Raw genomic sequence first — 22,787 nt, 5'->3', positions numbered from 1 at the left:
GTCATCGGCCGTGCGCCTTCGCGTCGGCGAAGGCGTTTGTCAATTGTAGGCAGCCGCCGGAGTGCCCCAGGGGGCCGGGACCCGCTCTGGGGACAGTTCGATTACCCCCAACTCGGGGGGCATTTCCGCGCGCGGCGGCCCCCCTCGCGCGGCCGTCCGTCAGTGTCTGCGGGCCGCCCTGCGCGGGAATCCCTCGCGGTGCGAACCGCTCTCCGGGGTGGCCAGCACGTCGACCACGACCACGGTCACGTTGTCGCGTCCGCCGTTGCCGAGCGCGGCATCCATCAGCTGCTGCGCGGCGTCGAGCGGCGAGTTGCCCTCGCCGAGGTAGTACCGGATGCCGTGCTCGGTGAGCTCCTTGGTGAGCCCGTCCGAGCAGACCAGCAGGCGGGAGCCGGCGACGATCGGGAACAGGAAGTAGTCGGGCACCGGGTCCTCGTTGAACCCGACCGCGCGCGTGATCACGTTGCTGTGCGGGTGGACCTCGGCCTCCGCGGGCGTGATCGCCCCGGCGTCGAGGAGCTCCTGGACGATCGAGTGGTCGACGGTGAGCTGCTCCAGCGTGCCGTCGCGGAAGCTGTAGACCCGCGAGTCGCCGATGTTGAAGACGAGCCAGTACGGCGACCCGTCCGACAGTGTGAGCGCGATGCCGGTCACGGTGGTGCCCGTGCCGAGGTCCGTCTGCCCGACGCCGCGGCCCATGTCGTCCACCGCGTCGCGCAGCGCCTCGGTCAGCGAGGTCTCCGTGACGAAGTCGACGCGGACTTTCTCGGCCAGCCGCGTCACGACCGCCGTGCTGGCGAAGTCGCCCGCGGTGTGGCCGCCCATCCCGTCGGCGACCGCGAAGATCGGCGAGCGCGCCAGGAGGCTGTCCTCGTTGACGCTGCGCCGGTAGCCGGTGTCGGACAGCGCCGCCCAGGACAGGCTGATGCGTGCGTCTGCGCCGCCCGGCACGACCACGGTGTGGCGCCGGTTGGTGCGACCGATCTGGGTCACTCGCGTCCTTCTTCTCGACGGTCCGCTTCCGGCAGCGGCCGCGGGGTCTCCGTGGTGCCGCCTGCCGGGAGGGCGGTGATCTCGATGATATTACCGTCGCCGATCTCCACAACCGTTCCGGGGAGGACGACCGTGGACTCCCCCGGACGCAGCCGCTCGGCGGCGCCGCCCGGCCGGTGGACGCGGGTGCCGTTCGTCGAGCGGAGGTCGGTGACGACCACGGCGTCCCCCGACCGCTCGATGCGGACGTGCGTGGAGGACACCTCCTGCTCGGGCGACCGCACCGCCACGAGCCGCGGCGCGACGCCCGACTCGACCCGCGGGAGGGTCGGCTTGCGGCCGATCAGGATCGGCATGTCCAGCTCCATGATGTCCCCCGGGACGACGCGGACGGCGAAGCGCTGCGGCGGCGGAACGGCCTCCTCGCCCCCGGCCGGCGTCGGGATCGACCCCGGACCCGGCGCGCGGCCGCCTCCGGGCGTGTCGCGCAGGGCGGGCCGCTCGGTCGCGGCTCCGGGCTCCTCGATGTCGATCGCCCCGGGCAGCTCGTGCGCGACGGGGACGGGCTGGACGACGGGCGCGGCCTCCGGCGACTCGGCGAGCCCGGCCGTCGCGGGGACGTCCGGCTCGTCGGCGTGCGAGAACAGGCTGGAGCTGCGGTTGCGCGAGCGGATGATCGTCTCGTCCAGTTCGGACTCCGGCACCCCGGCGCCGGCGTCCTCGGCCGGCTGCGGCCTACGGTCGGCGGTGCGCTCCACGCGCTCGATCGGCGAGCTCGACCAGGTGAGCAGCTCGCCGTCCACGACGGCGAGGCCGATCGGCAGGGACCCCAGCGACAGCCGGGCGACCGACCCGGTGGGGAGGTCGTCGCCGCCGATCGCGAGCCCGGTGACGTTGCGGAACTCCGCGAGCACCCAGGGCTGGACGCCGCCCGACCCGAACCGCCGTGCTCCGCCGACCGAGTAGATGTCGAGCGCGGCCGACCCGCGGACCACGGCCGTGACGACGATCTCGCCGGCGGCGTTCGGCTCGCCGAGCTCGGCCACCGCGAACGAGCGGACGCTGTCCGGGCCGGCGAGCGGGAACGCGCCGACGACCGACTCGATCGTGGCCAGGTCGGAGTCGGCCAGCCACCAGACCGCGTCCACGATGCTGTCGGCGGCCGTGCTCTCCACGCAGGCGACGAACCGGCGGCCGGCGATCAGCAGCCAGCGCGACGGGCCGGCGGTCGGGGCGTAGCGGGTGAAGCCGGGGGTCACCGGGGGTCCTCCTGGTCGACGATGGACCGGGGCTGCTCCCCGATGCAGGACGTACTGGCCTTACAGATATTAGACCAGGCCCGATGTCAGACCAGGCGGAACGGCGTGCCGGCGCAGCGCACGGCGTCCTCGGCCGTCGCTACAACGTCGCCGACCAGCACCGCGGGGTCGGTGGAGACCATCGCCCGGCCGGCCTCGTTGACCAGCACGACCGGGCGCCCCGCGGCGAGCATGGCGGGCAGCAGCTCGCGCTCCAACCGCTTGACGTAGACATCCACGCCGACGACGCCGATCATCCGGCCGTCCCGTTCGACGGGCGAGGTGACCGTGACGATGTAGTCGCACGCGCACAGGTGGTCGACGTACGGGCCGGTGATGTGGGTGCGGTGCGTGGTCTGCGGGATGCTGTACCACTCCAGCGAGCGGAAGTCGCGCAGATAGTCGGAGTACGACCGCGAGGCCAGGTCGAGCCGGCTCGGCTCGGTGGTGGAGCCGAACACCGGGTTCTCCTCCAGCGGGCCGAGCCACCAGGAGAAGTGCAGGTCGTCGCCGCCGGTGAACTCGGGGGCGGCGATGAACCCGGCGCCGACCAGCAGCGGGTCGTCCTCGCGCAGCAGCGGGATGACCAGCGCGCCGACGGTCGCGTCGATCGCCGCGGGGGCGGTGCCGCTGTCGGTGCTCTCCTCTCCAAGGATGGCGTCGCGCCAGCCGATCAGCGAGTCCTGGATGCGCGCGAACAGCGCACTCACCCGCTCGGCCGCCTCCGCAACGCCCGCGCCGGCCTGAGTCCCGACGACGTCAGCCATCGATCGTCCCTCCCGTCTCGATTCGCGCCTTCGCGGACAGCAGCCAGCGGGCGACGCCCGCCAGCAGCGCACTGATCTCGGCCCTGGCCGCGCCGCCGTCGCCCGCCGCGACGGCGTCCGCGATCACGCGGGCGGAGTCGGCCGTCCCGGCGCGCAGCTCCGCGTCGCGCATCCCGAGCCAGAGCAGCGGGCCGAACTCGGCCTGCAACCGGATCTGCTCCCGCACCAGCCTGGTCGACTGGCTGAGCACGGCGAGCTCCAGCAGGAAGCCGCCCGCGTTGCGGCGCGCCGCGGCCGGACCGGTGAAGTCGGCGGCGTCCAACCACGCCGCTAGCCGCAGGTCGTCGGCCGCGGTCGAGCGTTCGGCAGCGCGGTCGGCGCAACCCGCCGCGATGGCCGTCACGTAGACGGCGAGGTCGCCCAGCTCCACCTGCGACAGGCCGCGCAGCCGGGTCGCGAGCAGCGCCTCGTCGCTGTCGCCCGGGTGGACGACGAAGGAGCCGCCGTCCCGTCCGCGCCGGGTCTCGACCAGCCCCGCCTCGCGCAGCATCCCGAGGCCCTCGCGCGCCGTCACGAGGGCGACGCCGAACCGGCGGGCGAGCTCGGCCTCGCTGGGCAGCCGCTCCCCCGGGGTCAGCACGCCGAGGACGATCGCGTCGGCGAGGCGCCGCGCGACCTGCTCGGCGCGGCCTGCGTCGGAGAGCTGCGCGAAGACCGCGTCCCGCGCCCCTGGCGCCGGCCGGGTCGTTCCGGCAGCATCGCGAGTGGAGGTGGTCACGCCTCCCACGATAACCCGATCCAATCATCCGATATAGGATGAATTACCGACGGCTCGTGTGGGCGACCGTCCGAGCGAAGGAGCGAGCATGGCCGACGGCATCCTCTCCGGCCTGCGCGTCGCCGACTTCTCCCGGGTCCTCGCCGGCCCGTACGCGACCATGACGCTCGCGGACTTCGGCGCCGACGTGGTCAAGATCGAGAGCCCGGCCGGCGACGACACCCGGTCCTGGCGGCCTCCCGTGGACGACGCGGGCGAGTCCACCTACTTCGGCGCGGTCAACCGCAACAAGCGCTCGGTGGTCTGCGACCTCGCCACACCGGAGGGCCTCGCCGCCGCCCGCGCCCTCGCCGAGACCGCCGACGTCGTGGTGGAGAACTTCCGCCCGGGGGTGATGGAGCGGTTCGGGCTGGACGAGGACAGCCTCCGTCCCGCCAACCCGGGCCTGATCTACTGCTCGATCACCGGCTTCGGTCGGGCGGAGGGCGCCGGCCTGCCGGGCTACGACCTCCTCGTCCAGGCGGTCGGCGGCCTGATGAGCATCACGGGAGCGCCGGACGGCGAGCCGAGCAAGGTCGGCGTCGCGCTCGTGGACGTGCTCACCGGGCAGAACGCGCTCGCCGGCATCCTGCTCGCCCTGCGCGAGCGGGACCGCACCGGCGTCGGGTCGCGCGTCGACGTCGACCTGCTCGGCTCCCTGCTCGCCGCCCTCACCAACCAGGCGTCGAGCACGCTCGCCACCGGCCGCTCCCCCGGCCGGCTCGGCAACGCGCACCCGAGCATCGCGCCGTACGAGCTGTTCCGGGCGGCCGACCGGGAGCTCGTGCTCGCGGTGGGCAACGACCGGCAGTTCGCCGCGTTCGCCGCCGCCATCGGCCTCCCGGAGCTCGCGGCCGACGCGCGCTTCGCGACCAACGAGGAGCGGGTGCACAACCGCGCCGCGCTGCGGGCCGTGCTGGAGCCCGTGCTCGCCGGCCGGCCCGCGGCCGACTGGGTGGCCGTGTTCGGCGCAGCGCGCGTCCCGGCCGGGCTCGTCAACAGCGTCGGCGAGGCGTTCGCGTTCGCGGACTCCCTCGGGCTCGACCCGGTGACGACCACCACCGACCCGGCGACCGGCCGCACCTCGCGCCAGCCCGCGACGCCCATCCACCTGAGCACGTCCCCTGCCGTGCACCGCACCCCGCCGCCGCTGCTCGGCGCGCACGAACCCCAGTGGCTGGACGCCGTCCGCCCGTCCACCGAAAGGACCACCCGATGACCACGCAGACGCTCGCCTCCGCCGCCTCCGCACTCGACGAGGCGTTCAGCATCGACCATCTGCTCACCGACGACGAGCTGCGCTGGCGCGACGCCGCACGGCGCTTCGCGGTCGAGCGGATCGCGCCCGTGATCGAGCAGGACTTCGAGGACAAGCACTTCCGCCGCGAGTTCGTCGCCGAGCTCGGCGCCCTCGGGTTCCTGGGAATGCACCTGCAGGACCCCGGCTGCGCGGGAGCGGGCGCGGTCGCCTACGGGCTGGTCTGCCACGAGCTGGAGGCCGCCGACAGCGGCTGGCGCACCTTCGTCTCGGTGCAGGGCTCGCTCGCCATGAGCGCCATCTCGAAGTTCGGCTCCGACGAGCAGAAGGCCGAATGGCTGGCGCCGATGGCCCGCGGCGAGCGCATCGGCTGCTTCGCCCTCACCGAGCCGCAGGGCGGCAGCGACCCCGCCGCGATGAGCACCACCGCGCGCCGGGACGGCGACGACTGGGTGATCGACGGCGCCAAGCGCTGGATCGGCCTGGCGGCGCTCGCCGACGTGGCGGTCGTCTGGGCCGCGACCGAGGACGGCGTGCGCGGCTTCGTGGTGCCGACCTCCACTCCCGGGTTCACCGCGACCGCGATCGACGGCAAGCTCTCCATGCGCGCATCGGTGCAGTGCGACGTCGTCCTCGATGGCGTGCGCGTCCCCGCCTCGGCGATGCTGCCGGGCGCGCGCGGCCTGTCCGGTCCGTTCTCCTGCCTCAACGAGGCCCGCTACGGGATCGTGTGGGGCGCGATGGGCGCGGCCCGCTCGTGCCTGGAGGTCTCCATCGATCGCGCGACGACCCGGGAGGTGTTCGGCCGGCCGATCGGCGCGACGCAGCTCATCCAGCAGAAGCTCGCCGACATGCTGGTCGAGTACGAGAAGGGGATGCTGCTCGCCCTGCACCTCGGCAGGCTGAAGGAGGCGGGCCGGTTGACCCCGACCCAGATCAGCGTCGGCAAGCTGAACAGCGTGCGGGAGGCGCTCGCCATCGCGCGCGAGGCCCGCACCATCCTCGGCGGCGACGGCATCACCAGCGAGTTCCCGGTGATGCGCCACATGGCGAACCTGGAGTCGGTGCGCACCTACGAGGGCACGGACGAGATCCACACGCTGGTGCTCGGGCGGGCGCTGACCGGGCTGGCGGCGTTCTGATGGGCGACGTCGCCGCTGCTGCCGCGGCCGCCGCGCTCACCCCCACCACACGCGAGGAGCGCGCTGTCTGGCTCGACGCCCTCGCCGCCGCGCTGGAGGGCGACAGGGACGCGCTCGTCGCGCTCGCGGCCGAGGAGACACACCTCTCCGAGGCGCGCCTCGACGGGGAGGTCACCCGTACCGCCGCGCAGCTCCGCTTCTTCGCGGGCGTGGTACGCGAGGGCGGCTACCTGGAGGCCACGGTCGACTCCCCAGACCCGTCGCTCATCCCGCCGCGTCCCGACCTGCGCCGGATGCTGCGGCCGCTCGGGCCGGTGGCCGTGTACACGTCGTCCAACTTCCCCTTCGCGTTCTCTGTGCTCGGGAACGACACCGCGTCGGCGCTCGCCGCGGGCTGCCCGGTGATCGTGAAGGCCCATCCCGGGCATCCGCGGCTGTCCCGCCGCACGGCGTCGCTGGCCATGTCGGTGCTCCCCGCGGGCTGGTTCGCGCTGGTGGAAGGGATGGAGGCCGGCGTCGCGCTCGTGCAGCACCCCGCGGTCCGTGCCGCTGGGTTCACCGGTTCGGAACGCGGCGGGCGCGCGCTGTTCGACCTCGCAGCCTCGCGGCCGGACCCGATCCCGTTCTACGGGGAGCTGGGCAGCATCAACCCCGTCGTCGTGACGCGTACGGCTGCCCGCGAGCGCGCGGGCGTCATCGGCGCGGGGCTGGTGGGCTCCTTCACGCGCGACGCCGGGCAGTACTGCACCAAGCCCGGTCTGGTGTTCGTCCCGGCCGGCGAGGGCGTGGATGACGCCGTGAGCGCCGCTCTCGGCTCGGCGCCCGCGTCCCAGCAGCTCACGGCCGGGATGAGCGCCGCGTATGCCTCGGCCCTCGAGCTGTTCGCAGCGGACCAGGACGTGACCGTGCTGCTCGGGCCGGACACCCCGGGCACCTCGGTGCCCGCCGTCGCGCTCGTGGACGCCGCCGCGTTCCTCGCAGCGCCCGACGCCTTCCGCGAGGAGCACTTCGGGCCCGTCACGGTCCTCGTCTCCTACCGGGAGGACGAGCTCCCCGCGTTGCTCGCCGCACTGCGTCCGTCGCTCACCGCCACCATCCACCGTGGCGCGGACGAGGACGTCACCGCGCTCGCCGCTGCGCTCGCCCCCGTGGCGGGGCGCCTCCTGTTCGATGGCTGGCCCACCGGCGTCGCTATCGGGTGGGCGCAGCACCACGGCGGCTCCTGGCCGGCGACCACGGCGAGCGTCCACACCTCGGTCGGCGCGACGGCGATCCGCCGCTGGCTGGCGCCGATCGCGTACCAGGACGCCCCGCAGGAGGTCCTCCCGCCCGAGCTCCGCGACGGCAACCCGCTGCGCATCCCCCGCCGCGAGTCCTGACCCCATCCAGGGGACGCAACACGCCGCTTCGCCAGGCCGCGGACGGCGTGTTGCGTCCCCTCGTTCACACGATCGAGGGGACGCAACACGCCGCTTCCGCTTGCGGGAGGCGGCGCGTTGCGTCCGCTGGACACGCGGGCGCGGCCGCCGCCGGCGCACAGTTCCGGCGGCGGGCCGCGCCCGGAGAGCGGCCGGCGTCAGTCGGCCGGGGCCGGCTCCGCGGCGGCGGCCGGCGCGACCGTCCCGCTCCGGTGCGCCCGCAGCAGTTCCGCCACCCGAATGGCGTCGCCTGCAGGCGCGTCCGACGCGCGGTCCGGCCGCGCGAGGAACAGGTACAGCAGTCCGGCGCCAGCGACGATCCCGAACCCGATCAGAACGATCCAGTCGTTGAACCAGTTGCCCGTGCTCGTCGGCCAGGCCAGCAGCACCATCGCGAAGATCCCGTACGCGAGCGCCAGGATGTTGACGATCATCCCGCCACGGCCGAGCGAGAACGGCCCGGCCGGGCGCCAGCCCTTGACCCGCTGCCGCAGCGACGCGAGCACCACCGACTGGAACGCCACGTAGATGCCGAGCACCGCGAACGCCGTCACCTGGGTGATGAGCCCGTCCGGCCCGAGGTAGACGATCAGGCTGATGACCACCGGGATGCTGCACGCCACGATCAGCGCGTTCACCGGCACCTTGGTCCGCGGCGACACCTTCGACAGCCAGCGGTGCGCCGGGATCATCCCGTCGCGCGCGAACGAGAACAGCAGCCGGCTCGCCGCCGCCTGCAGGCTGAGCACGCAGGACAGGAACGCGGTGACCGCGACGACCAGGAAGATCTTCGCTCCGACGTCGCCGAGGGCGGACTGCAGGATCTCCGGGATCGGGTCGACATCCTTGCCCGCCACGATCTTGGCCAGGTCGGGCGCCGCCAGGATGTAGCCGCCGAAGGCGAACAGCGCGGACACGCCGCCGACCAGGATCGTCATCATCATGGCGAGCGGGATGCGCCGGGCCGGGTTAGCGACCTCCTCGGCGACGTCGCCGCAGGCCTCGAAACCGTAGAAGAGGAACAGCCCGGCGAGCGCCGCGCCGAGGAACGCCGTCAGGTACGAGCCGTGGCCCTGGACGCCCATCGTGTCGAAGAACACCGAGAACGGGTGCTTGCGCTGGAAGATCAGCAGGTAGAGGCCCACCGCGATCACGCCGATGAGCTCCGCCGACAGCCCGATCCGGGCCACGGTCGCCAGCGTCTTCGTGCCGGTGAAGTTCAGTCCGAGCGCCACCACCAGCAGCAGCACGGTCAGCCCGAGGGTGACCTCCTTGGTGGCGGGGAGGCCGAACAGGCTGGCGAGGAACCCGCTGCCGTACGACGCCACCGCGGTGATGGTCACGATCATCGCCCAGATGTAGATCCAGGCCGCCATCCACGCGTAGCGCCGGCCCCACAGCCGCCGCGCCCACGGGTAGATGCCGCCGTGGATGGGGTACTGCGAGACCACCTCCCCGAAGACGAGCGAGACCAGGAACTGGCCGGCGCCGACGATGACGATCCACCAGATGGAGGGCGGCCCTCCCGTCGCCATCGCGACGGCGAATAGCGAGTAGACGCCCACCAGCGGCGAGAGGTACGTGAAGCCGAGAGCGAAGTTGGCCCACAGGGTCATGGACCGGTTGAAGGAGTCCTCGTACCCGAGGACGGCGAGGTGCTCGCCGTCTCCGAGATGTGTCGAGGACGAGGGTTCTGAGGACATCGAATGCCTTCCGGGTCAGCTGCACACGACGGTGTGTGTGGCAGGAGCGTAGCGGAGGACGGACCCGGATACCTATAGGAGCGGATGTTTAAGGGCGGACGGCGTGTCGTGTCACTCCCCGATGTACGACATGACGTGCTTGAGGCGCGTGTAGTCCTCGAACCCGTACATCGACAGGTCCTTGCCGTAGCCGGAGTGCTTGAAGCCGCCGTGCGGCATCTCGGCCACGATCGGGATGTGGGTGTTGATCCACACGCAGCCGAAGTCGAGGCCCTTCGCGAAGCGCATCGCCCGCCCGTGGTCCTTGGTCCACACCGAGGAGGCCAGGCCGTAGCGCACGCCGTTCGCCCAGCGCAACGCCTCGGCCTCGTCGGTGAACTTCTGGACGGTCTGCACCGGCCCGAAGATCTCGTTCTGCACCGCGTCGTCGTCCTGGCGCAGGCCGGAGACGATGGTGGCCTCCCAGAAGTAGCCGCGGTCGCCCTGGCGACGGCCGCCGAGCTCGACGTTCGCGTGGTCGGGCAGCCGGTCGACGAAGCCGCTCACCTGGGCGAGCTGGTTCGCGTTGTTCAGCGGGCCGTAGAGGATGCCGTCCTCCCGCGGCGCGCCGGTGCGGGCGTTCTCGCGCGCGTACTCGGCGAGCGCCGCCACGAACTCGTCGTGCACGCCCTCCTGCACCAGCAGGCGCGTCGCCGCCGTGCAGTCCTGGCCCGCGTTGAAGTACCCGGCTGCGACGATCCCCTCGACCGCCTTCTGGATGTCGGCGTCGTCGAACACGATCACCGGCGCCTTGCCGCCGAGCTCGAGGTGCACGCGCTTGAGGTCGTACGAGGCTGCCCGGGCGACCTCCATGCCCGCCCGCACCGACCCGGTGATCGACACGAGCTGCGGCGTCGGGTGGTCGATCATCGCCGCCCCGGTGCTGCGGTCGCCGAGCACGACGTTGAGCACGCCGGCCGGCAGGAACTCGCTGGCGACCTCGGCCAGCAGCAGTGTCGACAGCGGGGTGGTGTCGGAGGGCTTGAGCACCGTGGTGTTTCCGGCGGCCAGCGCGGGCGCGAACTTCCAGACCGCCATGTTGAGCGGGTAGTTCCAGGGCGTCACCTGGCCGACGACGCCGATCGGCTCGCGGCGGATGAAGGAGGTGTGGTCCGGCATGTACTCGCCGGCCGAGCGGCCCTCCAGGTTGCGGGCGGCCCCTGCGAAGAACCGGATCTGGTCGACGGACAGCAGGATCTCGTCCTCGACCAGCGTGCCGCGCGGCTTGCCGGTGTCCTGCGACTCGGCGTCGGCGAACTCCTCCGCGCGCTCCTCCATCGCGTCGGCGATGCGGAACAGCGCGAGCTGGCGCTCGCCGGGCGTGGTGTTCCCCCACACCTCGAAGGCGGACTCGGCCGCGCGGTACGCGTCGGCGACGTCCTCCGCGGTCGAGACGGGGGCGGTGGCGTACACGTCCTCCGTCGCCGGATCGATCAGGGAGATGCTGTCGCTCCCGCGCGCGGCGGTGCGCGCTCCGCCGACGAAGTTGTGCAGTTCGGGTGTGGTTGTCGTGCTCAGCGGTGAACTCATGGCGGGGAGTCTACTGATTTCGTCAGTTAATCGGCCAGTAATGTGCGGATTCGCTTGCTAGAGCGCCTCGCCACTGACAGAATCGCTCCATGAGTACCCCTCGGGCAACGAACGGCACGAAGGCTGCGGTCATCGACGACGTCTCCAAAGCGATCATCGAGCAACTGCAGGTGGACGGCCGCAAGTCCTATGCGGAGATCGGCAAGGCCGTCGGTCTCAGCGAGGCGGCCGTGCGCCAGCGCGTGCAGAAGCTGACCGAGTCGGGTGTGATGCAGATCGTGGCCGTCACCGATCCGATGCAGCTCGGCTTCTACCGCCAGGCGATGATCGGTGTGCGCGTCACCGGCGACACGCTGGTGATCGCGGACAAGCTCGCAGCGATGCCCTCCGTGGACTACGTGGTCCTCACAGCGGGCACCTACGACATCCTCGCGGAGGTCGTGTGCGAGAACGACCTGGACCTCATCACGATGCTCAACTCCGAGATCCGGACGCTCGAGGGAGTGCTCTCCACCGAGACGTTCGTGTACCTCAAACTCCACAAACAGTTCTACAACTGGGGAACGCGATAACAATGACGACAACCGTTGAAACGTTCGGTGAGCCCATCACACCCGATGAGGCAGACCTGCAGGCGAAGGCGCGCGACCACCTCTGGATGCACTTCGCGCGCCAGTCGGTGATGGAGGAGGGCCACGGCGTCCCGATCATCACCCGCGGCCAGGGCCACCACATCTGGGACGACCACGGCAAGCGCTACATCGACGGCCTCTCCGGCCTGTTCGTGGTGAATGCCGGCCACGGCCGCAAGCGCCTCGCCGAAGTCGCCGCGAAGCAGGCGGAGCAGCTCGCCTTCTTCCCGATCTGGTCCTACGCCCACCCGAACGCGATCGAGCTCGCGGACCGCCTCGCGCACTACGCGCCGGGCGACCTCAACCGCGTGTTCTTCTCCACCGGCGGCGGCGAGGCCGTCGAGACCGCCTTCAAGCTGGCCAAGTACTACTGGAAGCTGCAGGGCCGCCCGACCAAGCACAAGGTGCTCTCCCGCGCGGTCGCCTACCACGGCACCCCGCAGGGCGCGCTGGCCATCACCGGCATCCCGGCCATGAAGGAGATGTTCGAGCCGCTGACCCCCGGCGGGTTCCGCGTCCCGAACACGAACTTCTACCGCGCGGGCGAGATGGGCGCTCCGACCGACGACATCGAAGCCTTCGGCGTCTGGGCCGCGAACCGCATCGAGGAGATGATCCAGTTCGAGGGTCCCGAGACCGTCGCAGCGATCTTCCTGGAGCCGGTGCAGAACTCCGGCGGCTGCTTCCCGCCTCCCCCGGGCTACTTCCAGCGGGTGCGCGAGATCTGCGACAAGTACGACGTGCTCATGGTCAGCGACGAGGTCATCTGCGCCTTCGGCCGCATCGGCCACATGTTCGCCTGCGACCAGTACGGCTACGTGCCCGACATGATCACCTGCGCCAAGGGCATGACCTCCGGGTACTCCCCCATCGGCGCGACGATCATCAGCGACCGGATCTACGAGCCCTTCAAGCACGGCAACACGTCGTTCTACCACGGCTACACGTTCGGCGGTCACCCGGTGTCCTCGGCGGTCGCGCTGGCGAACCTCGACATCTTCGAGGAGGAGCGCCTCAACGAGCGCGTCCGCGAGAACTCGCCGCTGTTCCGCGCCGAGCTGGAGAAGCTGCTCGACCTCCCGATCGTCGGCGACGTCCGCGGCGACGGCTACTTCTTCGGCATCGAGCTGGTGAAGGACAAGACGACCAAGGAGACGTTCAACGACGACGAGTCGGAGCGCCTGCTGCGCGGCTTCCTCTCCAAGGCGCTGTACGACGCGGGCCTGTACTGCCGCGCCGACGACCGTGGCGACCCCGTCGTCCAGCTGGCGCCGCCGCTCACCATCGGCCCGGACGAGTTCGTCGAGATCCGGCAGATCCTGGAGTCGGTGCTCACCGAGGCGAGCAACCACCTGTAAGGAATGCATTACCGGACGAGTCCGCGCACCGCACCACTTGAGCGGGGCGCGGGCTCGTTCCTTTTTTCGTGACGTGTTGAGGAGTGACGTGGACTACCGCAGTGTCGGCTTCTGGTTCGACTCGATCGCCGAGGCCGAGGACGGCTTCGGGCCCCGCCCGGCCCTGGCCGACGACGCCACCGTGAACGTGGCCATCGTCGGTGCCGGCCTCACCGGCCTCTGGACCGCCTACTACCTGCAAGAGCTCGACCCGGGCCTGAACATCCTGCTGCTGGAGCGGGAGGTCGCCGGCTTCGGCGCCTCCGGCCGCAACGGCGGCTGGTGCTCCGCGCTGTTCCCGTGGTCGGTCTCCCGGCTCGCTGCGCGCTACGGCCGGGACGCCGCGGTCGCGCAACGGCAGGCGATGGTGGACACCGTGGACGAGGTCGGCCGCGTCGCCGCCACCGAGGACATCGACTGCGACTACCTCCGCGGCGGGACCGTGACGTTCGCCCGCGACCGCGTCCAGCTGGCCGCCGCCCGAGCCGAATTCGCCGAGTCCGAGGAGTTCGGCGTCGACCGGGTGTCGCTCGCCGGGACCGAGACTGTCCAGTCCCGGTACGGGGTCCCGGACGCCGTCGCCGCGACCATCACGCCCGCCTGCGCGCGCGTCCACCCAGCCAAGCTCGTGCGCGGCCTCGCCCGGGCCGTCGAGCGCCGCGGCGCCACCATCGCGGAGGGCACGGAGGTCCTGGGCTGGGCGGACGGCGTCGTCCGGGTGCGCGTCGGCGACGTCGAGCGCACGGTCACGGCGGGCACGGTCGTGAACGCCACCGAGGGCTACGGGTCGCAGCTCCCCCAGGTCGGCAGGAGCATCCTCCCGCTGTACTCGCTGATGATCGCGACCGAGCCGCTGTCCGACGCGGTGTGGGACCGCATCGGCATCGAGCACGGCCAGACCTTCACGGACTTCCGGCACCTGATCGTCTACGGTCAGCGCACCGCCGACAACCGGATCGCGTTCGGCGGCCGCGGCGCCCGCTACCACCTGGGGAGTGCCATCCACCCGTCATACGACCGCTCACCGCGCGTGCGGGACCACCTCGTCCACACACTCGGCGAGCTGTTCCCCGCGGTCGCCGGCGTGCGTATCACACACCACTGGGGCGGCCCGCTCGGCGTGCCGCGCGACTGGCACGCCGCCGTCGGCATCGACCGCGACACCCGGGAGGCCTGGGCCGGCGGCTACGTCGGAGACGGCCTGAGCACGACCAACCTCGCCGGCCGCACGCTCGCCGACCTGATCGCCGGCCGGCGCACCGAGCTCACGGAACTCCCGTGGGTCGGCCACCGCTCGCCGAGCTGGGAGCCCGAGCCGCTGCGCTTCCTCGGCGCCAACGCGGGCCTGGCCGCCATGGAGGGCGCAGACCTCGAGGAGCGCGCCACCGCCCGCCCGTCCCTCATCGCGCGCGCCATGGCCCCCTTCACCGGCCACTGACCCCCCGAAACGTGACTAATCGCGGAAATCCCGCGGCGGATTTCCGCGATTAGTCACGTTTCGACGGCAGGTCAGGCGCCGGTCGCTCAGCGCCGTCTTGACGCCCTGATCCGACGCCAGCGGCATCGCACCGCTCGGGATGTGGTTGGCGAACTCGGCCACGACCTGCGATGGAGGGTGCCGACCTGAAGGAGCGGGCACCTGGGTACGGCGCCCATCGCCAGCGCGGTCGCGCCGCCATCGGACAACGACTCGACCAGTCGTCGTTCCCGTGTAATCTAATCAGACTCTCATTCATATATTACTTGCAAAAGTATGGAGCCTGAATCATGAACGACTACGGACCCCGAAGCCCCCGCCGACGCGCATTCCTCGTCGGCGGTCCGGCGGTCGGCATCTCAGCCGTCGCGACCTCGCTCGCGGTGACAGAGCCCGCTGCCGCAGCAGGCGAGACTCCTCTGACGACCGCACAGCTCGGTGCGGCGAACGGCGTCGCCCCACTGGATGGGGCCAAGAAGGTACCCGTCGCGAACGTCCCGACCGACGACGGCCAGGCGCCCGCGTCAGTGCGGTCGCTTTACATCCGCGCGCGAGACCGGGCCATCACATCGAGTGTGAGCGCTGACCAGAGCGCCGCAGTGCAAGCAGCCGTGAACGAAGCAGCGACTGCTGGCGCGCGCCTTGTCTTCCAGCCGGGCGTCTATCGGGTGGCCGATATCCGTTTGCCCCCGTATGCGTGGGTCGCCGGACTCGGCTCTGCGCACTCCCTCGCTCAGGCGTCCTCGAACCAGCAGACCGTCAAGTTCCAGCCCGCAGACAAGTCGAAGTCGGTGTTCCGGATCGGCGGCGAAGGAAATGGGGGCGATCACGCGATCCGGTTGGAGGACTTCACCATCGAGGCGAAGTCCGAGACGCCCTTCATCCACCAGCACACTGGGTTCGAAGTCACGATGTCCAACCTGTTCCTCTACGCGTCGGACCCCGCACCGGCGCTGGTGATCGATGCGGCCTCCAATTGCCGGTACATCGACATCCAGATTCAGGGCTGCGGTTCTCAGAACTGGCCCGCGCTGATGTTCTCCTCAGGCGGCCACCCGTGGGGGCCGGCCGATGGGCAGATGTCGAACACGAACGACTTCGAACGTTTACGGATCGAGCGCTGTGTAGGGTCAGCGATGTCGATCGGGCTCGGCGACAATTGGAACGACTCGTTCGCAGAGTTCACTCGTCTCGTCACTCCGCATTTCGAGCGGAAGGCGTCTGACACGGCCGCCCCTCTACTTCGCGTCGGCAACATTCGATCGCTTGATGTCGTCGCTCCGATGTTCTATGGCGGGAAAGGCGGTGCGATCTCTCACGAGCAAAGCACCGACGAGTCCACCCTCCACAGTGGGCGCGGTGATGGCGATTGGGGCGGGATCAGCCTTCTAGGAGGCACCGTTATCGGCAACGCAGGTAGTTCCGGGACCGGCAGCACGCAAGGGGTACGCCTGGTGAACGGCAACGGCTTCTACGCTGTAGGAACCAAGTTCATCCGCTGCGACACTGCGGTGCGGGTCGAGAAGGAATACGGTCCCGACGTGAACGTCGACCCCGCGCTCGCGCAGTTCGGCCTCCTGAACGGCGTTGGCGCCGACGGGAATTCCCGTCCCGGCCGGATCCCCGTGCTCAACGACCTTCGCGGGGACGCCTGGGCGCCGACGATCAAGCACGACTCGCCGTCAGGCGCCGGAGCGTCGGGAAAGGCCTCGGGAGACGAGCGCAGCGGGACGATCACTCTCGTCGCCGGCACCTCGCCGAAGGCGGGTCCTCACTGCGTCCTGAACTTCAAGAGGAATCGACGAAGCTCACACCGCACCGTCTCGCTCGAGCCGACGAACGCTGCGGCGGTGGACGCCGGAGCCTACGTGAACGCGATTTGGGACGGTGCGTTCCAAATCTCGTTCCGCTCGACGCCGGCAGCCGGAACCGAGTACAAGTTCTCCTACCGGATCATCGACTGACCGGCGGGCACAGCGTCAGGCGTCTTCGAAGCGGAGGTGGCGGACGCTGCGGCCGTTGCGACGGACGAGGCGCAGCGCCTCCACGCCGATGCGGATGTGCCGCTCGACGAACTGCGCGGTGACGCTTCGGTCGCTCTCGGCGGTCTTGACGCCCTCCGGGATCATCGGCTGGTCCGAGACCAGCAGCAGCGCGCCGGCCGGGATGTGGTTGGCGAAGCCGGCCGCGAAGATGGTCGCCGTCTCCATGTCGACCGCCATGCACCTGGTCTGTCGCAGATACGTCTTGAACGTGTCGTCGTGCTCCCACACCCGCCGGTTCGTCGTGTAGACGGTTCCCGTCCAGTAGTCGTAGCCGGCGTCCCGGATGCTGGTGGAGACACCGCGCTGCAGCTGGAACGCCGGCAGCGCAGGCACCTCCGGCGGCAGGTAGTCGTTCGACGTGCCCTCGCCGCGGATCGCCGCGATCGGCAGCACCAGGTCGCCGAGCTGGTTCTTCTTCTTCACCCCGCCGCACTTGCCGAGGAAGAGCGCCGCCTTCGGGCTCACGGCGCTCAGCAGGTCCATGACCGTCGCCGCGTTCGGGCTGCCCATGCCGAAGTTGATCATCGTGATGCCGTCGGCGGTCGCGTTCGGCATCGAGCGGTCGGTGCCGCGGACCTCGCCGCCGTACCACTCCGCGAACCGGTAGACGTAGTCGCCGAAGTTGGTGAGCAGGATGTGCTCGCCGAACTCCTCCAGCGGCGTCCCGGTGTAGCGGGGCAGCCAGTCCCGCACGATCTCCAGCTTCTCCTTCATCGCTCCCCCTTCACGCGCCCGAGGGCGTCAGCCTACCGTCGTGCCGAGCAGCGCGCCGATGGCGAACGTTGCCGCCAGCGCCAGCGCGCCTCCGATGACCACACGCAGCATCGCCTTGCCGCGTGAGGCGCCGCCGATGTAGGCCGCGACGTACCCGGTGGCCGCCAGCGCGATCAGCACGACCACGAAGGTCAGCGGGATGCGGATGGCCGGCGGCGTGAGGATGGTCAGCAGCGGGAGGATGCCGCCGATCGTGAACGAGATGGCGGACGCGATCGCCGCGTGCCACGGGCTCACGACGTCGTCCTGGTCGATGCCGAGCTCGGCGGAGAGGTGCGCGGCGAGCGCGTCGTGCTCGGTCAGCTCGATCGCGACCTGGCGCGCGGTCTCGGGCTTGAGGCCCTTCGCTTCGTAGAGGCCGGTCAGCTCGGCGAGCTCCTCCTCCGGCATCTCCTCCAGCTCGCGGCGCTCCTTCGCGATGAGCGCGTGCTCGCTGTCGCGCTGGCTGCTCACCGACACGTACTCGCCGAGCGCCATCGAGATCGCGCCACCGACGAGGGCGGCGAGGCCGGCGGTCAGGATGGCAGGGACGGCGGGCGTGGCTCCCGCGACACCGACGACGACCGCCGCGACGGACACGATGCCGTCGTTGGCGCCGAGCACGCCGGCCCTCAGCCAGTTCAGCCGTTGCGCGATCCCCTCGCGGTGGGGTTCGTCGGGGTGCTTTCCGTTCATGGTCTCCGCGCTCATAGCGTCAGCCTAGGAACGTCGGGCCCGGGATTCCAGCAAGCGCAGCCGAACCTAACCCGCGGCGGGCTCGCCCGCGGTCGCCTCGGCGCGCCTCGCAGCCCGCAGCCGCCGCTGCACGCGGTACTCGTGGACGGTCAGCGCGACGATGAGCAGGTCGAACACGGTGAGCCCGAGCAGCCCCCAGGAGAAGTGCCTGGCCAGCTCCCAGGTCTGCCAGCCGATGAACACCACGAGGAAGCCGATCATCCACGGGTACGCCCAGAGCTGCTCCTTCAGCACCGCCCAGACCAGCACGACCTTCACGACGCCGTGCAGCAGCAGATAGACCGCACCGAACAGCGTCGCCGAGCCGGTGAGGGTGTGGCCGAAGTGCACGATCCAGTTGGAGACCGGGTCGTTCGGGTCCTCGCCGAGCTCGTGCTGGGTGAGGAACACGACGACCGCGTTCATCCGCGCGGGAGTCAGGAAGAGCAGCAGGACGCCGCCGAGGAGCTCGAGCACGCCGTCCGCGCCCTTCAGCACCAGGGTCACCCGGAAGAGGACCTCCAGGCCCCGCTCCCGGCGGTCGATGGTGCCGTGCTCGGCGTCGCGCTCCGTGCTCATCCCCCCATCGAACCACCGGACCGGGCGGCGCCCGTGGCGAAGGCAGCGAGTTCTCTGAGAGTAGACTCAGAAATCTTACGTTCGAGAAAGGCCTCCGTGTGACTCCCGTGCTCTCCTCACTCCTGGACGACGTCCTCCGCCGCAACGCCGGGGAGCCGGAATTCCATCAGGCGGCGCGCGAAGTGCTCGGCTCGCTGGGCCCCGTCATCGAGGCCAACCCGCACTACGCCAGAGCGGCGGTGCTGGAGCGCATCACCGAGCCGGAGCGCCAGCTGATCTTCCGGGTCCCGTGGACGGACGACCAGGGGAACATCCGGGTGAACCGCGGGTTCCGGGTGGAGTTCAACTCGGCGCTCGGCCCGTACAAGGGCGGTCTGCGCTTCCACCCGAGCGTCACGCTCGGCACCGTGAAGTTCCTCGGCTTCGAGCAGATCTTCAAGAACGCGCTCACGGGCCTGCCGATCGGCGGCGGCAAGGGCGGCAGCGACTTCGACCCGAAGGGCCGCTCCGACGCCGAGGTGATGCGGTTCTGCCAGTCGTTCATGACCGAGCTGTATCGCCACCTCGGCGAGTACACGGACGTGCCGGCGGGCGACATCGGCGTCGGCGGCCGCGAGATCGGCTACCTGTTCGGCCAGTACAAGCGCATCACGAACCGCTACGAGTCGGGCGTGCTGACCGGCAAAGGCGTCGGCTGGGGCGGCTCGCTGGTCCGCACGGAGGCGACCGGCTTCGGCGCCGTCGTGTTCGCGCAGCGGATGCTCGCCACCCGCGGGCGCTCCTTCGACGGCGCGCGGGTGCTCGTCTCCGGCTCCGGCAACGTCGCGCTGTACGCCATCCAGAAGGTGCACCACCTCGGCGGAACGGTCGTGGCGTGCTCGGACTCCTCCGGCGTCGTCTACGACCGCGACGGCATCGATTTCGAGCTGCTCCGCCGGCTCAAGGAGGTGGAGCGCGCCCGCCTGTCCGAGTACGCGGCCAGGCGCGGCCCGTCCGCGGAGTACCGCGCGAACGGAGACCTCTGGGCGCTCGCGGCCGAGACCCCGATCAACGTCGCCATCCCCTGCGCAACGCAGAACGAGCTGGATGGGACCGCCGCCGCCGCCCTTGCGGGCAACGGCGTCGCCGCCGTGGTCGAGGGCGCGAACATGCCGTGCACGCCGGAGGCCGTCCACGTCCTGCGCGCTGCGGGAGTGCTGTTCGCGCCGGGCAAGGCGGCGAACGCGGGCGGGGTGGCGACGTCCGCCCTGGAGATGCAGCAGAACGCGTCCCGGGACGCCTGGACGTTCGAGTACGCCGAGCAGCGACTGGACGACATCATGACCGCCATCCACGACAGCTGCGCGGAGACCGCCGAGCGGTACGGCGCTCCCGGTGACTACGTGCTCGGGGCGAACGTCGCGGGGTTCGTCCGGGTGGCGGACGCGATGCTGGCGCTGGGGGTCATCTAGCGGAGCGCCGCCGCTACCGCCCGATCCGCTTCCGCAGCCACTCGATGCGCTGCTGGAGCTGCGACACGCTCGCCTGCGCCACCGCCGGGCCGCCGCACACGCGGCGCAGCTCGGCATGGATGAGGCCGTGCGGCTCCCCCGAGTTCTTCGAGTAGAGGCCGACCAGGCTGTTGAGGAGCTGCCGCTGCTCTTTGAGCGTGCGGTGCAAGGTCGCGGGCGGGTGCCCGTCGGCGGCGGCCGGGCGGGACGAGTGCCGCCGCGCCTGCCGCTGCTGGCGCTGCATCAGCAGGTCGTGCACCTGGTCGGGCTCCAGGATGCCGGGCAGCCCGATGAAGTCGAGCTCCTCGTCGGTGCCCGGCACCGCGAACCCGCCGAACTCGCGCCCGTCGTAGACCACCCGGTCGAAGTTCGCCTCCGACCCGAGCGCCTCGAACGCGAACAGCTCGGTCAGCGCCTCCGACGCGCGGGACTCCTTGTTGGCCTCCGCGACCAGGGCGTCCTCCGGGTTCCAGAGGTCGCCCTCCCCGCCCTCCTCCGTCGGCCGGTCGAGCGCGTGGTCACGCTCCAGCTCCAGTGCGCTCGCGAGCGCCATCAGGGTGGGGACGTTCGGAAGGAACACCGACGCCGTCTCGCCGCGGCGACGCGCGCGCACGAAACGCCCGATCGCCTGCGCGAAGAACAGCGGAGTGGAGGCGCTGGTCGCGTACACGCCGACCGCCAGCCGCGGCACATCCACGCCCTCCGACACCATCCGCACCGCGACCATCCACCGCGAGTCGCCCGCGGAGAAGTCGGCGATCCGATCGCTGGCCTCCTTCTCGTCGGAGAGCACGACCGTGACCGGCTCCCCGCTGATCTGCTGCAGGAGGTCGGCGTAGGCGCGGGCCGCGTAGTGGTCGGTGGCGATCACCAGGCCGCCGGCGTCCGGGATGGAGTTGCGCACCTCGGTGAGGCGGCGGTCCGCCGCGCTCAGCACCGCCGGGATCCACTCGCCGCGCGGGTCGAGCGCCGTGCGCCAGGCCTGCGAGGTGATGTCCTTGGTGTTGCCCTCGCCGAGCCGCGCCTCCATCTCGTCGCCGGTCTTGGTGCGCCAGCGCATGTGGCCGGCGTAGACCATGAAGATCACCGGGCGCACCACGCCGTCGCTGAGCGCGCGGCCGTAGCCGTAGTTGTAGTCGGTGACCGAGGTGCGGATGCCCTGCCGGTCGGGCAGGTAGGCGACGAACGGGATCGGCGCGGTGTCGGACCGGAACGGCGTCCCCGTCAGCGACAGCCGCCGGGTGGCGCGCTCGAACGCGTCACGGATCCCGTCGCCCCAGGACAGCGCGTCCCCGCCGTGGTGCACCTCGTCGAGGATGACGAGCGTGCGGTAGGACTCGGTGATGTCCTTGTGCAGGCTCGGCCGCATCGCCACCTGCGCGTAGGTGACCGCCGCGCCCTTGTAGTGCCGGGCGTAGCGGCCGTCCGCGTTGCGGAAGTCGGGGTCGAGATGGAGGCCGACCCGGGCGGCGGCCTCCGCCCACTGCCGTTTGAGGTGCTCGGTAGGCGCGACGACCGTGACTCGCTCGATCACGCGCCGCGACAGCAGCTCGGTCGCGAGCCGGAGCGCGAACGTGGTCTTGCCTGCGCCGGGCGTCGCGGCGGCGAGGAAGTCGCGCGGCTCGTTCACGAAGTAGGCGTCGAGGGCCTCCGCCTGCCAGGCGCGGAGCTTGCCCGCGGTGCCCCAGGCGGCGCGCTCGGGGAACGATGGAGAGAGGTGCTCGGCGGCGAAACTGCCCGCCCGGGCGCCCGCCGAGAGATCGAGTTCTGCACTGTCTGTGGGTACGCCAGCGCTCATCCCGGGCTCATCGGGCAAGGCTGCTGCGTTCGTCTCCACTTGAATCGAATCTACCGGAGCCGCCTGACAATCGTCGGCGGCCCTCCCCCGGATGCAGAATGGTGGAATGGTCGACGCTCAGCATCCGTGGTCCCGCTATGTCGCGCTCGGCGACTCGTTCACCGAGGGCATCGGCGACCCGGAACCGCTCAGCCCGGGCGGCCACCGCGGCTGGGCCGACCGCGTGGCGGAGGTGCTGAGCAGCAAGACGGACGACTTCGCCTACGCGAACCTGGCCGTCCGCGGCAAGCTGATCAAGCAGATCCTTGACGAGCAGGTCGACGCCGCGGTCGCCCTCCGTCCCGACCTGATCACCATCTCGGCCGGCGGCAACGACGTCATCCGCCCGGGCACCGACCCGGATGCGATCGCCGCATTGTTGGACGAGGCGGTACGCCGCCTGAGCGCGCAGGGCGCCACGGTCGTGGTCTTCACCGGCGTGGATGTGGGCTTCTCCCCCGTGTTCCGCGGCATCCGCGGCAAGGTCGCGATCTACAACGAGAACGTCCGCGCGGTCGCGGCCAAGTACGACGCGATCGTGGCCGACCAGTGGTCGCTCACCGAGATCCAGGACGTGCGGATGTGGGCCCCCGACCGCCTCCACCTCGCCCCGCTCGGCCACCACACCGTCGCCCGCATGGTCCTGGCCGCCCTCAACGTGGACAACGACCTCCAGCCGCTCGAACCCGAACCGCTGCCGGTGCGCACCTGGCGGCGGGCCCGCGCGGAAGACCTGTCGTGGGCGCGCGAATACCTGGTCCCGTGGGTGCTGCGGCGCATCCGGCACCAGTCGTCGGGCGACCATGTGCTGCCGAAACGGCCGCAGGCGGGGCCGTTCGTCATTGAGGTGGTTGAGGAGGAGTAGGGGCGACAC

20 protein-coding genes are annotated in these 22,787 nt (G+C 71.0%); 9 read left to right on the top strand and 11 right to left on the bottom strand.

Annotated features, from left to right (window positions below):
• Positions 1 to 159: 159 nt before the first annotated feature.
• The 4 genes from ACFRFH_RS10530 to ACFRFH_RS10515 form a co-directional block, all read right to left on the bottom strand.
• Positions 160 to 996 carry a PP2C family protein-serine/threonine phosphatase gene (locus tag ACFRFH_RS10530; RefSeq protein WP_382462960.1) on the bottom strand — a complete coding sequence of 279 codons (837 nt, stop codon included), beginning with the start codon at positions 994 to 996 and terminating at the stop codon, positions 160 to 162.
• Positions 993 to 2,255, bottom strand: a complete 1,263-nt coding sequence (locus ACFRFH_RS10525; protein ID WP_382462959.1) for an FHA domain-containing protein — start codon at positions 2,253 to 2,255, stop codon at positions 993 to 995. The genes ACFRFH_RS10530 and ACFRFH_RS10525 overlap by 4 nt, the downstream gene beginning before the upstream one ends.
• A gap of 86 nt (positions 2,256 to 2,341) precedes the next feature.
• Entirely contained in the window at positions 2,342 to 3,061 is a 720-nt protein-coding gene (locus ACFRFH_RS10520) for a cache domain-containing protein (RefSeq protein ID WP_382462958.1), read from the bottom strand.
• Entirely contained in the window at positions 3,054 to 3,839 is a 786-nt protein-coding gene (locus ACFRFH_RS10515) for a FadR/GntR family transcriptional regulator (protein WP_382462957.1), read from the bottom strand. Before ACFRFH_RS10515 ends, ACFRFH_RS10520 begins: the two co-directional genes overlap by 8 nt.
• A gap of 88 nt (positions 3,840 to 3,927) precedes the next feature.
• Here ACFRFH_RS10515 and ACFRFH_RS10510 point away from each other — a divergent pair, with 88 nt between their 5' ends.
• From ACFRFH_RS10510 to ACFRFH_RS10500, 3 genes are read left to right on the top strand one after another with little or no spacing between them, the layout of a single operon-like run.
• Positions 3,928 to 5,097: a CaiB/BaiF CoA transferase family protein gene (locus ACFRFH_RS10510; RefSeq protein ID WP_382462956.1), complete on the top strand. Its 1,170-nt coding sequence runs from the start codon at positions 3,928 to 3,930 to the stop codon at positions 5,095 to 5,097.
• A complete protein-coding gene (locus ACFRFH_RS10505) occupies positions 5,094 to 6,278 on the top strand; it encodes an acyl-CoA dehydrogenase family protein (RefSeq protein WP_382462955.1) in 1,185 nt (394 codons plus the stop codon). Before ACFRFH_RS10510 ends, ACFRFH_RS10505 begins: the two co-directional genes overlap by 4 nt.
• Positions 6,278 to 7,657: an aldehyde dehydrogenase (NADP(+)) gene (locus ACFRFH_RS10500; RefSeq protein WP_382462954.1), complete on the top strand. Its 1,380-nt coding sequence runs from the start codon at positions 6,278 to 6,280 to the stop codon at positions 7,655 to 7,657. Before ACFRFH_RS10505 ends, ACFRFH_RS10500 begins: the two co-directional genes overlap by 1 nt.
• 197 nt (positions 7,658 to 7,854) lie before the next feature.
• Here ACFRFH_RS10500 and ACFRFH_RS10495 read toward each other — a convergent pair whose 3' ends face one another.
• The gene (locus tag ACFRFH_RS10495) at positions 7,855 to 9,399 is read right to left on the bottom strand and encodes an APC family permease (protein WP_382462953.1); all 1,545 of its coding nucleotides are present in this window, start codon (positions 9,397 to 9,399) and stop codon (positions 7,855 to 7,857) included.
• Between the two features lie 111 nt (positions 9,400 to 9,510).
• Positions 9,511 to 10,968, bottom strand: a complete 1,458-nt coding sequence (locus tag ACFRFH_RS10490; RefSeq protein WP_382462952.1) for a gamma-aminobutyraldehyde dehydrogenase — start codon at positions 10,966 to 10,968, stop codon at positions 9,511 to 9,513.
• A gap of 89 nt (positions 10,969 to 11,057) precedes the next feature.
• Between ACFRFH_RS10490 and ACFRFH_RS10485 the strand changes: the two genes are divergently transcribed.
• The 3 genes from ACFRFH_RS10485 to ACFRFH_RS10475 all read left to right on the top strand — a co-directional run bounded on the left by ACFRFH_RS10485 (position 11,058) and on the right by ACFRFH_RS10475 (position 14,435).
• Complete coding sequence (locus tag ACFRFH_RS10485; RefSeq protein ID WP_370053537.1) at positions 11,058 to 11,540, top strand: Lrp/AsnC family transcriptional regulator; 483 nt, start codon at positions 11,058 to 11,060, stop codon at positions 11,538 to 11,540.
• A gap of 2 nt (positions 11,541 to 11,542) precedes the next feature.
• Entirely contained in the window at positions 11,543 to 12,958 is a 1,416-nt protein-coding gene (locus ACFRFH_RS10480; protein WP_382462951.1) for an aspartate aminotransferase family protein, read from the top strand.
• Between the two features lie 88 nt (positions 12,959 to 13,046).
• The gene (locus tag ACFRFH_RS10475) at positions 13,047 to 14,435 is read left to right on the top strand and encodes an NAD(P)/FAD-dependent oxidoreductase (RefSeq protein ID WP_382462950.1); all 1,389 of its coding nucleotides are present in this window, start codon (positions 13,047 to 13,049) and stop codon (positions 14,433 to 14,435) included.
• A 15-nt stretch (positions 14,436 to 14,450) separates the two neighbouring features.
• Here ACFRFH_RS10475 and ACFRFH_RS10470 read toward each other — a convergent pair whose 3' ends face one another.
• Positions 14,451 to 14,597 carry a hypothetical protein gene (locus tag ACFRFH_RS10470; protein ID WP_382462949.1) on the bottom strand — a complete coding sequence of 49 codons (147 nt, stop codon included), beginning with the start codon at positions 14,595 to 14,597 and terminating at the stop codon, positions 14,451 to 14,453.
• A gap of 167 nt (positions 14,598 to 14,764) precedes the next feature.
• Between ACFRFH_RS10470 and ACFRFH_RS10465 the strand changes: the two genes are divergently transcribed.
• A complete protein-coding gene (locus ACFRFH_RS10465) occupies positions 14,765 to 16,438 on the top strand; it encodes a hypothetical protein (RefSeq protein WP_382462948.1) in 1,674 nt (557 codons plus the stop codon).
• 15 nt (positions 16,439 to 16,453) lie between these two features.
• Here the strand turns inward: ACFRFH_RS10465 and ACFRFH_RS10460 are convergent, their stop codons facing one another.
• The 3 genes from ACFRFH_RS10460 to ACFRFH_RS10450 are packed head-to-tail and all read right to left on the bottom strand — an operon-like array spanning position 16,454 to position 18,586.
• Positions 16,454 to 17,233, bottom strand: a complete 780-nt coding sequence (locus ACFRFH_RS10460; RefSeq protein ID WP_382462947.1) for an AMP nucleosidase — start codon at positions 17,231 to 17,233, stop codon at positions 16,454 to 16,456.
• A gap of 27 nt (positions 17,234 to 17,260) precedes the next feature.
• Positions 17,261 to 17,983, bottom strand: coding sequence for a VIT family protein (locus tag ACFRFH_RS10455; protein ID WP_382462946.1), 723 nt, complete (start codon positions 17,981 to 17,983; stop codon positions 17,261 to 17,263).
• A gap of 51 nt (positions 17,984 to 18,034) precedes the next feature.
• A complete protein-coding gene (locus tag ACFRFH_RS10450; RefSeq protein WP_382462945.1) occupies positions 18,035 to 18,586 on the bottom strand; it encodes a DUF2127 domain-containing protein in 552 nt (183 codons plus the stop codon).
• Between the two features lie 98 nt (positions 18,587 to 18,684).
• Between ACFRFH_RS10450 and gdhA the strand changes: the two genes are divergently transcribed.
• The gene (gdhA, locus tag ACFRFH_RS10445) at positions 18,685 to 20,037 is read left to right on the top strand and encodes an NADP-specific glutamate dehydrogenase (protein ID WP_382462944.1); all 1,353 of its coding nucleotides are present in this window, start codon (positions 18,685 to 18,687) and stop codon (positions 20,035 to 20,037) included.
• A gap of 13 nt (positions 20,038 to 20,050) precedes the next feature.
• On the opposite strand, the gene ACFRFH_RS10440 is transcribed toward gdhA, so the two are convergent.
• Entirely contained in the window at positions 20,051 to 21,874 is a 1,824-nt protein-coding gene (locus ACFRFH_RS10440; protein ID WP_382462943.1) for a DEAD/DEAH box helicase, read from the bottom strand.
• A 106-nt stretch (positions 21,875 to 21,980) separates the two neighbouring features.
• Between ACFRFH_RS10440 and ACFRFH_RS10435 the strand changes: the two genes are divergently transcribed.
• The gene (locus ACFRFH_RS10435; protein ID WP_382462942.1) at positions 21,981 to 22,778 is read left to right on the top strand and encodes an SGNH/GDSL hydrolase family protein; all 798 of its coding nucleotides are present in this window, start codon (positions 21,981 to 21,983) and stop codon (positions 22,776 to 22,778) included.
• Positions 22,779 to 22,787: the final 9 nt, after the last annotated feature.

Source organism: Leifsonia sp. NPDC056824, from assembly GCF_042789575.1.
Classification (GTDB): Bacteria; Actinomycetota; Actinomycetes; order Actinomycetales; family Microbacteriaceae; genus Leifsonia.
Note: the sequence above shows the minus strand (reverse complement) of the source record. Positions and strands in the feature narration are given on the sequence as shown.